This is a genomic window from Comamonas sp. B-9, from assembly GCF_000410635.1.
In the GTDB taxonomy this organism is placed as follows: Bacteria; Pseudomonadota; Gammaproteobacteria; order Burkholderiales; family Burkholderiaceae_C; genus Comamonas.
Map to the genome: position 1 here is coordinate 3,103 of NZ_KE148554.1, position 14,469 is coordinate 17,571.

Annotated in this window: 15 protein-coding genes and 1 pseudogene; 6 read left to right on the forward strand and 10 right to left on the reverse strand. The window is 65.7% G+C overall.

The annotated features are described in order from the left end of the window. Together H928_RS32260 and radC are read right to left on the reverse strand one after the other, a co-directional pair. A pseudogene (locus H928_RS32260) lies at positions 1-325 on the reverse strand (DNA mismatch repair protein MutS); the annotation flags it as partial. Beyond that, positions 322-1,020 (reverse strand): DNA repair protein RadC, encoded by a 699-nt coding sequence (gene radC, locus H928_RS0110190; protein WP_021026407.1) that lies wholly within the window; start codon positions 1,018-1,020, stop codon positions 322-324. The gene radC and the pseudogene H928_RS32260, both read right to left, overlap by 4 nt. Before the next feature lie 275 nt (positions 1,021-1,295). Here radC and H928_RS0110195 point away from each other — a divergent pair, with 275 nt between their 5' ends. From H928_RS0110195 to serS, 3 genes are all read left to right on the forward strand, one after another. After that, positions 1,296-1,781, forward strand: a complete 486-nt coding sequence (locus tag H928_RS0110195) for a peptidylprolyl isomerase (protein ID WP_052329908.1) — start codon at positions 1,296-1,298, stop codon at positions 1,779-1,781. 2 nt (positions 1,782-1,783) lie between these two features. Then, complete coding sequence (gene ispH / locus H928_RS0110200) at positions 1,784-2,767, forward strand: 4-hydroxy-3-methylbut-2-enyl diphosphate reductase (protein ID WP_021026409.1); 984 nt, start codon at positions 1,784-1,786, stop codon at positions 2,765-2,767. 116 nt (positions 2,768-2,883) lie between these two features. Beyond that, on the forward strand, positions 2,884-4,200 hold the full coding sequence (serS, locus tag H928_RS0110205; RefSeq protein ID WP_021026410.1) for a serine--tRNA ligase: 1,317 nt from the start codon (positions 2,884-2,886) through the stop codon (positions 4,198-4,200). A 63-nt stretch (positions 4,201-4,263) separates the two neighbouring features. Here the strand turns inward: serS and H928_RS0110210 are convergent, their stop codons facing one another. After that, entirely contained in the window at positions 4,264-5,013 is a 750-nt protein-coding gene (locus H928_RS0110210; protein WP_021026411.1) for a type 1 glutamine amidotransferase, read from the reverse strand. A 263-nt stretch (positions 5,014-5,276) separates the two neighbouring features. Here H928_RS0110210 and yghU point away from each other — a divergent pair, with 263 nt between their 5' ends. After that, on the forward strand, positions 5,277-6,113 hold the full coding sequence (yghU, locus tag H928_RS0110215; RefSeq protein WP_021026412.1) for a glutathione-dependent disulfide-bond oxidoreductase: 837 nt from the start codon (positions 5,277-5,279) through the stop codon (positions 6,111-6,113). Positions 6,114-6,140: 27 nt separating this feature from the next. Here yghU and H928_RS0110220 read toward each other — a convergent pair whose 3' ends face one another. The 3 genes from H928_RS0110220 to H928_RS0110230 form a co-directional block, all read right to left on the reverse strand. After that, complete coding sequence (locus tag H928_RS0110220; RefSeq protein WP_021026413.1) at positions 6,141-6,620, reverse strand: ribosomal protein L7/L12; 480 nt, start codon at positions 6,618-6,620, stop codon at positions 6,141-6,143. 100 nt (positions 6,621-6,720) lie between these two features. Next, the gene (locus H928_RS0110225; RefSeq protein ID WP_027010789.1) at positions 6,721-7,635 is read right to left on the reverse strand and encodes an NAD(P)-dependent oxidoreductase; all 915 of its coding nucleotides are present in this window, start codon (positions 7,633-7,635) and stop codon (positions 6,721-6,723) included. Between the two features lie 70 nt (positions 7,636-7,705). Beyond that, positions 7,706-8,599, reverse strand: coding sequence for a LysR family transcriptional regulator (locus H928_RS0110230; protein ID WP_021026415.1), 894 nt, complete (start codon positions 8,597-8,599; stop codon positions 7,706-7,708). 102 nt (positions 8,600-8,701) lie between these two features. Here H928_RS0110230 and H928_RS32265 point away from each other — a divergent pair, with 102 nt between their 5' ends. Further along, a complete protein-coding gene (locus H928_RS32265) occupies positions 8,702-8,839 on the forward strand; it encodes a hypothetical protein (protein WP_204366297.1) in 138 nt (45 codons plus the stop codon). Here H928_RS32265 and H928_RS0110240 read toward each other — a convergent pair. Next, positions 8,836-10,482 carry an ABC-F family ATP-binding cassette domain-containing protein gene (locus tag H928_RS0110240; protein WP_021026417.1) on the reverse strand — a complete coding sequence of 549 codons (1,647 nt, stop codon included), beginning with the start codon at positions 10,480-10,482 and terminating at the stop codon, positions 8,836-8,838. The two genes, H928_RS32265 and H928_RS0110240, sit on opposite strands and share 4 nt — an antisense overlap. A 225-nt stretch (positions 10,483-10,707) precedes the next feature. Next, a complete protein-coding gene (locus tag H928_RS0110245; RefSeq protein ID WP_148293119.1) occupies positions 10,708-11,025 on the reverse strand; it encodes a hypothetical protein in 318 nt (105 codons plus the stop codon). Between the two features lie 566 nt (positions 11,026-11,591). On the opposite strand from H928_RS0110245, the gene H928_RS27080 reads away from it, so the two are divergent. Further along, positions 11,592-12,815 carry a multidrug effflux MFS transporter gene (locus tag H928_RS27080; RefSeq protein WP_021026419.1) on the forward strand — a complete coding sequence of 408 codons (1,224 nt, stop codon included), beginning with the start codon at positions 11,592-11,594 and terminating at the stop codon, positions 12,813-12,815. Here H928_RS27080 and H928_RS0110255 read toward each other — a convergent pair. Both H928_RS0110255 and H928_RS0110260 read right to left on the reverse strand, forming a co-directional pair. Next, complete coding sequence (locus tag H928_RS0110255) at positions 12,812-13,384, reverse strand: TetR/AcrR family transcriptional regulator (protein WP_021026420.1); 573 nt, start codon at positions 13,382-13,384, stop codon at positions 12,812-12,814. The two genes, H928_RS27080 and H928_RS0110255, sit on opposite strands and share 4 nt — an antisense overlap. Before the next feature lie 68 nt (positions 13,385-13,452). Further along, the gene (locus H928_RS0110260; protein ID WP_027010790.1) at positions 13,453-14,397 is read right to left on the reverse strand and encodes a LysR family transcriptional regulator; all 945 of its coding nucleotides are present in this window, start codon (positions 14,395-14,397) and stop codon (positions 13,453-13,455) included. Between the last annotated feature and the right edge of the window lie 72 nt (positions 14,398-14,469).

The following is a 14,469-nucleotide window of genomic DNA, read 5'->3' on the forward strand; positions in this document are numbered from 1 at the left end:
TGTCGAGCAGGGTGCTGGCGTCGAACTCGTCGCTCATCGCTTCGAGCAGCACGCGCTGCTCGTCGGCCCAGTGCTGCAGCGGCAGCGGATCGGGCGGAGACGTTTCGGCGCTGATCTGGCCGCTGCTGGGCAGCGGGCGCACGGCGCCCACGGTCTGGCGAAACAGCTGGCGGTCGCGCTCGCTCTGGCGCAGCGCCTGCTGGCGGGCGGCTTCCTGCAGCTGGCGCTGGGCCGCCTGCTCGGCCTGCAAGGCCGTCAGCGCCTTGCGCAGCTGCTTGAGCTCCCGCAGGGATGCCATGCTGCCGGTTTTGTCCTGCTTACTCACATCTCACCTTCCTCGGCCATCGACAGTGCTGCTCCGGGCCCAACAATAATATGGTCCAGCACACGCACATCGACCAGGGACAAGGCGGCCTGCAAGCTCTGTGTGAGTTGCTGGTCCGCCTGGCTGGGCGTGACCTGGCCGCTGGGGTGATTGTGCGCCAAGATGACCGCTGCAGCGTGGTGGTGCAGCGCCCGCACCACCACTTCGCGCGGATAGACGCTGGCCTGGCCCAGGGTGCCACGAAACAATTCCTCCAGCGCAATCAGCTGGTGCTGGCTGTCGAGAAACAGCACGGCAAACACCTCATGCTGTTTGTGCGCCAGGTGCAGCTGCACATAGGCTTTGACGGTGGAGGCACTGCCAAGCAGGCTGCGCTGCTGCAATTGCTGGGCCATCGCGCGGCGAGCCAGCTCCAGCACGGCGATCAGCTCGGCGCGCTTGGCCGGGCCCAGGCCCTTGACCTGGGAGAGTTCGGCGCTGCTGGCCTGCAGCAGGCCGTTGATGCCGCCAAAGCTGCCGGTGGTATCGGGCTGGCGCGGGGCCAGCAGTTCAGCGGCCCATTGCAGCACGCTCTTTCCGGCCATGCCGGTGCGCAGCACAATGGCCAGCAGCTCGGCATCAGTCAGGGCGCCCGCGCCCTTGGCGAGCAGTTTCTCGCGCGGCTGGCAGTCGCTGGGGAGGTCTTTGAGGGGCATGCCGTCCTTTCAGCCCGGCTGGCCCGGCAGAGGAGGGGCGCCAGAGGCGCGGGACAGCGGCGGTGCATGCCATGCACCCACTGGGGCGGCGGCAGGGGCAAGGCAGCAAAGATGGGTGTTCATCGGCACTCCTGGAGGTTCGCTGTCGGCCGGTGGCCTTGTGTCCGGGCAAAACTCCCCGTGGGGTCGGGTTCTGCCGGGCATCTTTTGATATAGGTTGCATGCAGGGGTTTCACCCTACAACCTACAATACACCCCAGTTTATAGGGATTTGCATGACTACTCCGATGGCCCCCGTGACGCCGCTGCCTGTTGATGCGCCAGTGGTACAACCCGGATCGTTTCTGACCTTGCACTACCGCCTGGCTGGCCCGGCGGGCGATGTGATCAACACCTTTGAAGGCAAGCCCGCGACCCTGTCGCTGGGCATGGGTGAGCTCTCGCCTGCGGTCGAGAGCCTGCTGCTGGGTCTGCCCGAGGGCACGCATGCCACCTTCCACGTGCCCGCTGGCGAAGCCTTTGGCGAGCGCAACCCCGAGATGGTGCAGTGGGTGGCACGGCGCCTGCTCAACGAGCTGGGCGACCCGATGGAGCAGTACACCCTGGGCGATGTGGTGCAGTTCCCCACCCCTGATGGTGCCAGCACCTACGCCGGTGTGGCGATGCAGGTGCGCGACGACGGCGCGGTGCAATTCGACTTCAACCACCCGCTGGCCAGCCAGCCGGTGACCTTTGAAGTCCAGCTGATCGGGGTGCTCTGAGCATGCTGCGGCCCCAGGAAATCGTATTGGCCGAGCCGCGTGGCTTTTGCGCCGGTGTGGACCGGGCGATCGAGATCGTCGAGCGCGCGATCGAGAAGTTTGGCGCGCCCATCTATGTGCGCCACGAGATCGTGCACAACACCTATGTGGTCAACGACCTCAAGGCCAAGGGCGCGATCTTCATCGAAGAGCTCGATGACGTGCCGCCAGGCGCTACCTTGATCTTCTCGGCCCATGGCGTGAGCAAGGCTGTGCAGCTGGAGGCCGAGCGCCGAGGCTTTAGCATTTTCGATGCCACCTGCCCGCTGGTGACCAAGGTCCATGTCGAAGTAGCCAAGCTGGCCAAAGAGGGCTATGAGTTCATCATGATCGGCCACAAGGGCCACCCCGAGGTCGAGGGCACGATGGGCCAGCTGTCCGAAGGCATCCACCTGGTCGAAGAGGTGGGCGATGTGGCCCATGTCCACCCCAGCCAGACCGACAAACTGGCGGTGGTGACCCAGACCACGTTGAGCGTGGACGATGCCGCCGAGATCACCGCTGCCGTCAAGCTGCGCTTTCCGCAGATCCGCGAGCCCAAGCAGCAAGATATTTGCTACGCGACGCAGAACCGCCAGGATGCCGTCAAGGTGATGAGCAGCCAGGTGGACCTGGTGATCGTCGTGGGCAGCCCCACCAGCTCCAACAGCAACCGCCTGCGCGAGCTGGCTGTCAAGCTGGGCACGCCGGGCTATATGGTGGACAACGCTGACGAGCTCCAGCCCGAATGGTTTGACGGCATCGCCCGCGTGGGTCTGACGGCAGGCGCCTCGGCCCCCGAGGTGCTGGTCAAGCAGGTGATCGAGCGCATCAAGGTGCTGGGCGCGACCTCGGTGCGCAAGATGGATGGCATCGAGGAAACGGTGAAATTCCCGCTGCCCAAGGGCCTGAAAATCGATGTCGGCGGGTTGGAGATTTCTGCACGATCTCCGGAGACGGGTCGCTGAACGAGGCCTTGTGGCCTGGCGGCTCGTCCACTCCCCTTGATCGCGGTGGGCAGCGCCCACCTCCACCCCCTTTCATTGGGCAGGCCTAGGCGCTGCCCCACCCCAAGAGGTAATTCATGCTTGATATTTTGTTGCTTCGCAAAGACCTGGACTCGGTCATCGCCCGTTTGCAGACCCGCAAGAGCCCCCAGGCGTTTTTGAATGTCGAGGCCTTCAAGGCGCTGGAGGCAGAGCGCAAGACCATCCAGACCCGCACCGAAGAGCTGCAGGCCAAGCGCAACCAGCTGTCCAAGCAAATTGGCATGCTGATGGGCAAGGGCGAAAAGGACGCGGCCGAAGCGGCCAAGGCCGATGTGGCCGCGATGAAGACCGAGCTGGAGCAGTCGGCCACGCGCCTCGATGAACTGCAGGCCGAGCTGCAGGCCATGCTGGTGGCCGTGCCCAACCTGCCGCACGAAAGCGTGCCGGTGGGCGAGGACGAGTCGGCCAATGTCGAAGTGCGCCGCTGGGGCACGCCGCGCAGCTTTGATTTCGAGATCAAGGACCATGTCGATGTGGGCACGCCGCTGGGCCTGGACTTTGAGGCCGGCGTCAAGCTGACCGGCTCGCGCTTTACGGTGATGAAGGGCCCGATCGCCCGCCTGCACCGCGCGCTGGCGCAGTTCATGATTGACCTGCAGACCGAGCAGCATGGCTACACCGAGTGCTATGTGCCCTACATCGTCAACAGCGACTCGCTCAAGGGCACGGGCCAGCTGCCCAAGTTCGAGCAGGACCTGTTTGCCGCCAACAAGGGTGGCCAGGACGCCGAGCCGGTGCCCGATACCGCAGCGCTCTACCTGATCCCGACCTCGGAAGTGCCGCTCACCAACCTGGTGCGTGACGAAGTGCTGAGCGAAGACCAGCTGCCGATCAAGCTGACGGCGCACAGCCCCTGCTTCCGCTCGGAAGCGGGCTCGGCTGGCCGCGACACGCGTGGTCTGATCCGACAGCACCAGTTCGACAAGGTCGAGATGGTGCAGGTGGTGCACCCGGACAAGAGCTACGAGGCGCTCGAAGAGATGACGCGCCATGCCGAAGACGTGCTGCAGCGCCTGGGCCTGCCGTACCGCGTGCTGGCGCTGTCCACCGGTGACATGGGCTTTGGCGCTGCCAAGACCTATGACCTGGAAGTCTGGCTGCCCGCGCAGAACACCTACCGCGAAATCAGCTCGGTGAGCAACTGCGAAGCCTTCCAGGCCCGCCGCATGCAGGCCCGCTTCAAGAACGCGCAAGGCAAGAACGAGCTGGTGCACACCTTGAATGGCTCGGGCCTGGCCGTGGGCCGCACCCTGGTGGCCGTGCTGGAGAACTACCAGAATGCCGACGGCTCGGTGACCGTGCCCGAAGCGCTGCAACCTTACCTGGGCGGCGTGGCCGTGCTGAAGGTCTAAGCTTTCAAGTCTTTCGTTCTACCAAGCCGGTGCAGCGATGCACCGGCTTTTTTTGCTGCCGCCTTATGCCAGCGCCAGGCGTGCCTCTCCCCACACCGGCATGTAAAACAGGCGCGGGCGCGGCAACTGTGCCATCCAGGCGCTGTAGCTGCGCGCGGCAATCTGGTGCAACTGGCGGATGTGCTGGGGCAATTGCGCCAGGATCTGTGCCCGGCTTTGCACGGCGGGGCCCACAGCGCTGCGCAGCTCGGGCGCGCCTTCATCGCACCAGTCGCGCACGCTTTGGGCGGTGACCTCCAGATGGCCTTGGAAGGCCCAGTTCCGCCCATGCACAAAGCCCTTGTTCAGGCAGTGGCGGCCGTACATGCTGCGGGTGGCGCCTGGCGGAATCTCAAAGCTGTCGTAGTGCCAGTTGAAGAGGGTGGCCTCGGCGGGCAGGTCCATCTGCTCTTGGGCTTGGGGCGTGACCCAGACGCGGCTCCAGCCGATGTTGGCGCAGGGGTTGCGCCAGACGCGCGCGCCCATCGCACGGGCCAGCATCTGCGCGCCAAAGCAGTGGCCGAGCACGGGCACATCCGCAGCCAGGGCGTTTTGCAGCAGACAGCGCTCCTGCTCGATCCAGCGCAGCTGCTCATTGGCGCAATGGTTGCTGCCGAGCACAACGATGCCTCGGTAGTCACGCGCCCGCATGGCCGCGATGCCCTCGTTGCAGGGCCTGATCAATGCATAAGGGATGCCGTGCTGCTGCAAATGCGCAAGCAGCACGCCCGGGCCCTGCGAGGTTTCATGCTGGAGGATGGCGACAGGTTTCATGGAGACTGGTTTGCAGGTCAAGCCCTGGGTGATGAGGCCTCCACTGTAGAAAGCCCGGCATTGAGCGCATATCTAGACTGCGCGGGCTGGCATCAAGATGGCGTCAAGGGGCGGCAACCTGCGTTGTGGTCTTTTCCGGCGCTGCTGCAGCGCGCCGGGCTCCTCTCTATGATCGGCAGCAGGTGGCCTTACCGCACTTGCGCCCGCATCCCGCCGGGCCGCAGCGGTGGGCCCCAGCCCTACACAGAAAGCTGAGGTAAAGCATGTCGGATCAAGCCTACCAACCGCCCAAGGTCTGGACCTGGGACAAAGGCAATGGGGGCGCTTTTGCCCATATCAACCGCCCCGAAGCGGGCGCCACGCATGACAAGCAGCTGCCCGTGGGCGAGCACCCCTTGCAGCTGTATTCGCTGGGCACGCCCAATGGCGTCAAGGTGACGATCATGCTCGAAGAGCTGCTGGAGCTGGGCATTGCCGAGGCCGAGTACGACGCCTGGCTGATCAATATCGGCGAAGGCGACCAATTTGGCAGCGGCTTTGTCGAGGTCAACCCCAACTCCAAGATCCCCGCGCTGCTTGACCGCAGTGGCAGCACGCCTGTGCGCGTGTTCGAGTCGGGCTCCATCCTGCTGCACCTGGCCGAGAAGTTTGGCCAGTTCCTGCCCAAGGAGGGCGCTGCCCGCACCGAGGTGCTGAACTGGTTGTTCTGGCAGGTGGGCAGTGCGGCCTTTCTGGGCGGCGGCTTTGGCCACTTCTATGCCTATGCGCCAGAGAAGATGGCCTACCCGATCAACCGCTATGCGATGGAGGTCAAGCGCCAGCTCGATGTGCTCAACCGCCAACTGGCCGAGCAGCGCTTTATTGCTGGGCAGGATTACAGCATTGCCGACATGGCCGCCTGGCCCTGGTATGGCGCGCTGCTGAACAACGAGGTCTACAACGCGGCCGAGTTCCTCGATGTCGAGTCCTACCAGCATGTGCGCCGCTGGACCGATGAGATCGCGCAGCGCCCTGCGGTGCAACGCGGCCAGCGGGTCAACAAGGTACGCGGTAGCTCGCCGATGCCTGAGCGGCACAGCGCAGCGGACTTTCTGCGCTGATTCAGAAGCTGGCGTGCGCTGCTAGGATCAGGCGCGCCAGAAGTACCAGCCCGCCAGCACCAGGACCAGCACCACCACGAACACCGCCGTCCAGGCGCCCGAACTTTGCACCCGGCCCGGTTCATGGCCGGGGGCCATCCAGGCTGCGGTATCTGCGGGCGCTGGGTGGCTGGGGGTGTTGGGCAAATGGGCCTCGACCAGCCATTGCTGCGGGTCGCCCGATTCAATCCGGTCCTTGGCGTCCTTCAAGCCGATGCCGGTTGCATCCCGGAGCAGCTTGATGGCGACGATCTTGTCGCCCCGGGCCAAGGCTGCTTCGATGGCCGCGCGCAGCGCGGCACCCTCGCGGGGCGGCTCATGGCCGTCGCCGCCATCCAGCTGTGATTCCAGTGCATGCTTGGCTTCTGCCAGGCCCATGCCGGTTTCTTCGCGCAGGCGCTTGATGGCGGCAATCTTGTCGTTATTGCGCCAAAGCGACGCGATATGGGCGGGAATGGGAGCGGACATGGGCAAGGCTGCGGATGGTGGAGCAGCAGCCTTTGTACCCCGTTTGCGCGGCTGTGCTTATAGGACGGAGGCTGACATTACAGCCTCCCGGATCAGCGCCTTAGCCGGGTGTCCATCCCTTGGGTACGCGAGGCTTGTCAATGCCGGCCAGGCCGCAGAGCACATCGGCCATGCCGGAGAAATCCAGACCGCCGTGCTGGCTGGCGCGGGCCAGGCTGTAGGACTCATGCACGGCAGCGGCCACCGGCATGGGCACCTTGCTGGCATGGGCGGCAGCGACGACCAGCGACATATCCTTGTGGGCCAGGTCGATCGTGAAGCCCGGCGTGGTGTCACCCTGCAGCACCTTGTTGGCAAAGTTCATGCGCAGCTGGCCATTGGTGGCTGAGGTGCCCAGCAGCACCTGCAAGGTCTTGGTGATATCGAGGCCAAAGCGCTGCGACAGCGCCAGCGCCTCGGCATTCACCTGGGTCAGGGTGACAGCCAGGTAGTTGTTGACCAGCTTGGTGCGCCCGCCCGTGCCCACCGGGCCGCAGTGGTGCGTGGTGGTGCCCATTGCGTCGAGCAAGGGTTGCACGCGGGCCAGATCGGCGTCGCTCGCGCCCACCATGAAGAGCGATTCGCCCCGGTCGGCATGCTCGGCCAGGCGGCCCACGGGCGCATCCACCATCGTCAGGCCCTTGGCAGCGGCCTGCTGGGCCAGCCGGTCGGTGGCCAGCGGGTCGATGGTGCTCATGTCCATCAGAATGCTGCCGGGCTGCGCATGCGCAAAGATGCCGCCTGCGCCCAGCGCCGTCTGCTCCACCTCGACCGACGAGGGCAGCATGGTGACGATGATGCTGCAGTCGCGGGCCAGCTCGGCCACCCCGGCGCTGTGCGCGCCCATCGCGACCAGGTCCTTGACCGCTGTCGGGTTCAGGTCATGCACAACCAGTGCAAAACCCTTTTTGACGAGGTTGGCGGCCATGGGCTTGCCCATGCGGCCCAGGCCGATAAAACCGATCTTGTCTGCCATGCATGTCTCCTTGTTGGTATGCAGCCATGATGGCAGGCGTGGGGTGCTGGCCCCTGTCAACCACAGGACATCAGCGGGGCAGCGCAAAGGCGGCCAGCACCTCCAGCACTGCAGCGGCTGCCGGGTTGTGGCTGCCATCGCGGCGGTGGGCCACGGCCATGGGGCGCATCAGCCGGGGCCAGAGCTGGCGCACCTGCACGCCAGGCAGATGCAATTGGTCTTCGACCTCTTCGAGCGGCAGGATGACGGCACTTTGGCTGGCCGCCGCCAGGCTTTTGAGGGCGCCGGGGTAGCTGAGCGTGAGAAATGGCCGGGGATGGTGGCCTGCCTGACCGAACCAGCCGGCAATCAGCCCATGCATTTGCGTGGCCGGCGCGAACGAGGCCCAGCGCTTGTCCGCCAACCAGTCCGGCGTCACCCGCTTGGGCGCCTTCCAGGCGGCGGGCAGCAGCACCACCATCGGGTCATTGCGCCAGGGCGTGAGCACAATCTCGGCGCTGCTGGGCTGGGGGCTGGCCACAATCGCCACATCCAGCGAGCCCGCGCGCAGGCGCTGCATCGCATCGGCCGAGCCCACCGCTTCGAGCTTGACCTCCACGCCCGGGCTGCGCTGGCTGAGTTGCTCGAGCATCATCGGCAAGAGGCGTGTGCTGACCCCTGCCGACACCCCCACCTTGACCAGACCTTCGCGGCCACTGGCGCGGCGCTGCACCAGGTCGATCAGCTCATCGCTGGCATCGAGCAGCTTGCGGCCGTGGGCCACCAGCACTGCGCCCGCTGCCGTGAGCACCGCCTGGCGCCGGCCGCGCAGCAGCAGGGCCGTGTCCATGCGCGCCTCCAGCTCCTTGATATGCAGGCTGATCGCCGGTGGCGACAGGTGCAGCGCTTGCGCCGCCGCAGCAAAGGTGCCCAGATCGGCAATGGCGACCAAGGTTTGCACCTGGTCGAGGTTCAGGTTTCGCATCAGTTTTTCTGAAGTGAATGCATAGGAAATTCAACTTTACAGAAGTCTGGCCGGCGCCGAGCATCGGTGTCCATGCAAAACCCTCGACCACTCCCTGACTCCTTGCCCCATCCGTCACCACCGGTGGCCAAGCTGCCGCTCGGCTGGCTGGCCCAGCGCTGGCATGGCTGGCTGGACCTGTGCCAGCGCGCCGAGCGCCGTATCAGCGAGAACTTCCGGGTGCCGCCAGGCGGTGGCTAAATGGGCGCATCGCTTCTCCATGGCGCCATCTGCCAGCGGCCGCCATCGAGCGCCAGCCGGTGCGTCAAGGCCAGCGCATCAAGCAGCGCCTCATCGTGCGAGACAACAACCAGGCAGCCCGGGTAGCTGCGCAGCATGTCCTCCAGCGCTTGCAGCGCGGCCAGGTCCAGGTGGTTGTCGGGCTCGTCCAGCAGCAAGAGCTGCGCGGGCGCATCGCGGTACAGCGCGCAGGCCATGGCGGCCTTGAGTCGTTCGCCACCACTCAGCTGGCCGCTGGGCTGCAGAATGCAGCGCGCATCGAGCCCCAGTTGCGCCAGGCGCATGCGCAGCACGCCCTCCGGTGTCTGGCAGTTGCTTTGCTGCAGCTGGGCCAGCAGGCTGCGCGCCGGGTCGAGCCCGCTTTGCTGCTGGTCCAGCATGGCCCAGGGCACATGCACGTGCCGCTGTCCAGCGCTGGGGGCCAGCTGGCCGGTCAGGATCTGCAGCAGGCTGCTTTTGCCGCTGCCATTGGGCCCTGTGATGGCCAGGCGCTGGCCCGCGCGCAGCTGCAGGTTCAGTGGCTGCGCGCCAGGCAGGCGTGGTGACTGCAGCGCCTGCAGCTCGGCAACGACGGCATCGCTGCTGCGGCCCCGGTCAAAGGCCTCGGGCGGCAACTGCCAGTGGAGGGGGCCGGCCTGCCAGGCTATGGCCTGGGCCGCTTCGCTGACGCGGGCGTTCAGCGCCTCGCGGGCAGCGGCATGCTGGGTCAGCAGTTTGCCTGACGATGCCTGGGCGCGCTGCCTGGCGCCGCCCAGCAGGATCTTGGCCTGGTTGGCTTGCTTGCTCTCTTTTGCGTCTCTGGCCTGCCTTCGCTCCTGCCGCTCTTGCTGCGCGCGCAGCGCCTGCTCGCCGCGTTTGCGCTCCTGCTTGCTGCGGGCCAGCGCATCCGCCGCCAGTTGCGTGCGCTGCTGCTGGGCCTGCTGGTAGCCGCCAAAGGAGCCGCTGTACAGCTGCAGCCCCTGGCTGCTCAGCTCGGCGATCGTCTCCATCTGCGCAAGCAGGCGCCGGTCATGGCTGATCAGCAGCAGGCCGCCGGGCCAGTGCTGCAGGCGCTGCGCCAGTGCGGCGCGGCCAGCGGCATCGAGGTGGTTGCTGGGCTCGTCCAGAATCAGAAAATCGGGCTGGGCCCGTTGCGCGCCCAAGAGCGCCACGCGCATCGCCTGGCCGCCGCTCAATGCGCTGGCCGGGGTCTCTGCAGGCAGCGCGGGCAAGCCGCTGTCTTGCAGAAGCGTCTGGAACTGCTGGCGCAGATCCCAGCGCTCGGCCAGCAGGGCAAAGTCCTGCGGGTCGCTGCTGCCTTGCTCGATGCGCTGCAAGGCCGCCAGCGCAGGCGCCAGGCCGGCCAGCGCGGCAATGCTTTGCTCTGGATGCTGCACCAGCAGGTTCTGCGCCAGGTAGTGGATGCGGCCAGCGCGGCTGATACGGCCGCGCGTCGGCTCGAGCTCGCCTGCCAGCAGCCGTGCGAGCACCGTTTTGCCCACGCCATTGCGGCCGACCAGCGCGGTGTGCTGGCGGTCAAAGCGGGCGTGGAGATCGGAGAAAAGTGGCCGGCCTTGCGGCAGCGAATAGGAGACGCCATGCAGCGCCAAATGTGTGTCTGTCATACCTGTGCGATGTCATTGATGCCGAACATCCCCGCGCCATGGCTGGTGAGCCTGCAGCCTGGGCACCCCTTAGACGGGGAAGCCGCTGCGATCAAGGGGCGGGACGTGGGGCCGTCAGCAAGACGGCAGCATCAATGGCGCATGGGTAGAAGACCTCGCACAGGTAAAGAAGCGGCCCATTGTAGGCCGCATGCCGCAGCGGTCAAGGCTGCGGCCGGCAGACCCTCAGCCCATCATGGATGCAAACGCTTGCTGGTACTGCTGCAGCTTGTGCGGGTAGTGGGCTGCACCGGTGTCAAACACCCAGTGCCCGATCGCAGGCGCGGGCGCCAGCCCCAGGCGGTGCAGCTGGTGCAGGGCATCGAGCTGGGTCTTGAAGCCATGCAGCATGGGGCCGTTGACGTCTTCATCGGAGTGGATGCCGGTGTCCAGAATGCTGGGCGCGATCGCCACACTGCGCGCGCCGCGCAGCTGGCCAACGCGCAGTGCGCAGGCCACGGCGGCCGCGCTGGTCGCCGGGCTCCAGTCTTCGGGGTGGCCCATGCCGATGACCAAGATGGCAGCGGCTTGCGCGGCGCCCGCAGGCGGGGGGATGAGCAGCGTCTCGAGCGGCTGATGAGCAGCGTCTCGAGCGGCTGGGCGCGGAAGGCGCCATCACGCCGGGCCTGGGCCAGCTGGCCGCCCAGGGCGGCATCGAGGTTGGCCAGGCCACCTGCCAAGGGCTGGTGGTCCACTTCATGCGTGAACATGCAGGCGCAGGAGAGATCGACCTGCGCGCCGGTGGCGTCCACTGTGACCAGTTCCAGGCGCACACCACGGTACTGTCCGATGTCGCCACGTTCTACTGCTGCTGTTGCCATTGGGGGGAATCTCCTCTCGGGTGGGGTTGCGCTGCGGCTGGATGCCACAGGGGTTCTCGGCCCATCCTACCAAGCGGCCTGGCAGGCTGCTGCAGCAGGAGCCGGAGCCCTTGCGCCGCCTGGGGAGGCATGGGCTGAAGAAATGGGCGCAGCAAGGGCCGCAGCAGGGGCATTTGTCAGCATATTCTGTACGGCCTTTCAGCATCACTAAAATTTCCTACCTATCGTTAGGTTGTTGAAGAGGTGTGTATGGGGGGTGCTGCGGACAAACGGTCCTTTGGCGGGTCATTTATTTTTCTGTTGGCGATGATCACCGCCCTGGATGCGATGGCCATCGACATGTATCTGCCCGCGTTCCCGGTGGTCGCCCAGCAGTTGGCGGTATCGCCCGGGCAGGTGCAGCAGACGCTGTCGGTGTTTCTGGTCGGGCTGGCCTTGGGCCAGGCACTCTATGGCCCTTTGCTCGATCGCTTTGGCAGGCGCATGCCGCTGCTCATCGGCTTGCTGGTGTTTGTGGCGGGCTCGGCCATGGCCGCGATGGCGGGCAGCCTGGAGTGGCTGTTGTTTGCGCGGTTTTTGCAGGCTCTGGGGGCGGCAGCCGGCCTGGTGGCGCCGCGCGCCATCGTCTCCGATGTCTATACGGTGCAGGAGTCGGCGCGAGTGTTTTCGGTGCTGATGCAGGTGATGATGGTTGCGCCGATTCTGGCGCCGGTGATCGGCAGCTTTTTGCTGGTCCATGCTGGTTGGCGCTCGATCTTCTGGGTGCTGGCGCTGATTGCGGCGCTGGGCACCGCATGGGGCTGGCGTGCAATCGCTGAAACACTGGCGCCGGAGCGGCGCGCGCCGCTGCAGCTGAGCGCCATCTTTCGGGCTTACTGGCGCCAGTGCTGCAACCGGCCTTTTCTGGCCTATGCGCTGGCCGGTGGGTTTGTGCTGGGCTCCTTGTTTGTCTATATCAGCGCATCGCCCTTTGTGCTGATAGAGCACTTTGGCTGGACGCCCACCTACTTCAGCTACTTCTTTGCATCGAATGCGGTGGGCCTCATGCTGGCCGGGCAGCTGGGCATGTGGCTGCAGCGGCGCTGGTCCGAGCAGCGGATTTTGGTGCTGGGCTTGGCCTGGCATACCGCCATGGGCCTGGTACTGGTGGCATGCAGCCTGTCGGGGGCCGCGCCGCTGTGGCTGTATGCCGAGTTGTTGGCGCTGGCCATCTGGTCGCTGGGGCTGGTATTTGGCAACCTCACGGCGCTGACCATGGCGCAGGCGGGCGGTCAGGCGGGCGTGGCCTCTGCCTTGATGGGAAGCCTGCAGTACTTGCTGAGCGCCTGTGTGGGTCTGGCGCTGAGCCTGGTGACCCCGGGCCTGCTGCCCTTGCCGCTGACCTTGGTGCTCTGCGGGGCGCTGGCGCTGCTGTGCTGCGGCTGGGCAGTGCGGCCTTTCAATGCCGGCCGTACTGCCGCGGCGCGGGGCTAGCGCTCGCCAGTGGCCGCTTCAAACACCGCCCACAGGGCTTGCAGCCGCTGCTTGAACTTCTTGGCACCGCCATAGGTCAGCTCGACCTGCAGGCTGTCGATCAGTGCCATGCAGGTCTTGACCAGCACGGCGCTGCTCAAGCCTTGCGCATTGGGCAGGAGATCGGAGGGCGCAATCGCTGAATGGATGATGGCTTCGAGCTCGTCCATGAAGACATGCATCTGCGCCATGACCTGGTCGTGCAAGTGGCCCGGCGGCGTGTAGAGCGCGCGCATCCAGAACTGGACACGGAAGGAGGCTTCGTAGCGCGTATGGATGCTTTGCAGGTAGCTGTAGATGCGCTTTTTGACCGGCTTGCTGCTGCCAAAGACGCTGCGCGCAAAGTCCAGCTCGGCCTCGACCATCAACGGGATCAGGCTCAGGTAGAGCTCGTCCTTGTTGCGAAAGTGCGCATAGATAGAGGGCTTTTTGATGCCGACATCGCCAGCGATCTCGGCCAGCGAGCTGCCATCGAAGCCTTGTTGGGCAAAGCGGGCCAGGGCGGCTTCCTGGAGTCGGGCGGCGGTCAAATCATGCTCTCCTGCGTATAGACCAGCTGTATTTTAGAGGCCTGGCCTGGCCTGGCTTGCGCAGATCCTCATTGGGGATCTGCGCTGGCAGCGAGCTGCTCCTGCAGCAGCTCGACAAAGGCGCGCACCTTCACCGGGCGAAAGCGGGCGGCTGGAAACACCGCATGGATGCCACCCGAGGGCAGCTTCCAGTCGGGCAGCACCTGCAGCAGCCGGCCGCTGTGCAGGTCGTCGGCGACGGCATAGTCGGGCAGCACCGACAGGCCTGCGCCGTGGCGTACGGCCTCGCGCACGGCCATGGTGGCGTTGAGCGACAGCACCGAGGGCATATTGACATTCTGGCGCTCCAGCGGATTGCGCGAAAAGCTCCAGTGCAGCGGTTCGCGCAGCGCGGTGTTGGCGACAAAGGGCAGGGCGCTCAACTGCTGGGGCTCCAGGATGCCGGACAGCTGGCTGCGCCAGGCGGGTGCGGCCACCAGCAGCTGGCGAAAGCTGCCGATCTGGCGTGCCTGCAGATGCAGCTCAGTGAGCCAGCCCACGCGGATGGCCAGCTCCACCTGGCCGTCCATCAAATCCAGCGACTGGTCGCTGAGCGAAGCGTCGACCTTGCACTGCGGGTAGCGGCGGCAGAACGCGGTAATTGCCGGCACGATGGCGGCGATGCCGTAGTCGAGCGGAGCGGTCAGCCGCAAGGTGCCCGAGGGTGCCTCGGCGCTCTGGGCTAGCTCGTCAAACGCGTCTGCCGCTTCCTTGAGGATCAGTGCGCAGCGCTGGTAGAAGGCCTGGCCCGCATCGGTGGGGGCCACCTTGCGCGTGCTGCGGGTGAGCAGACTGGTGCGGAAGTCGGCCTCCAGCCGCGCCACCTGCTGGCTGACCACGGCCTTGGTGATGCCCAGGCGCTTGGCGGCGGCGGTAAAGCTGCCGGTCTCGACCACCGCACTGAAATAGGCCAGGCGCTTGAGGTTGGAGAAGTGGCCAAGGCTGGCCTCGTCGACATTGTTTGCTTTTTGCATACGGATTATCTATTTGATATCTATTTATTTGTCAATTCAAAGCGCCTACTATGGCGGCATTGCCTTTGATAT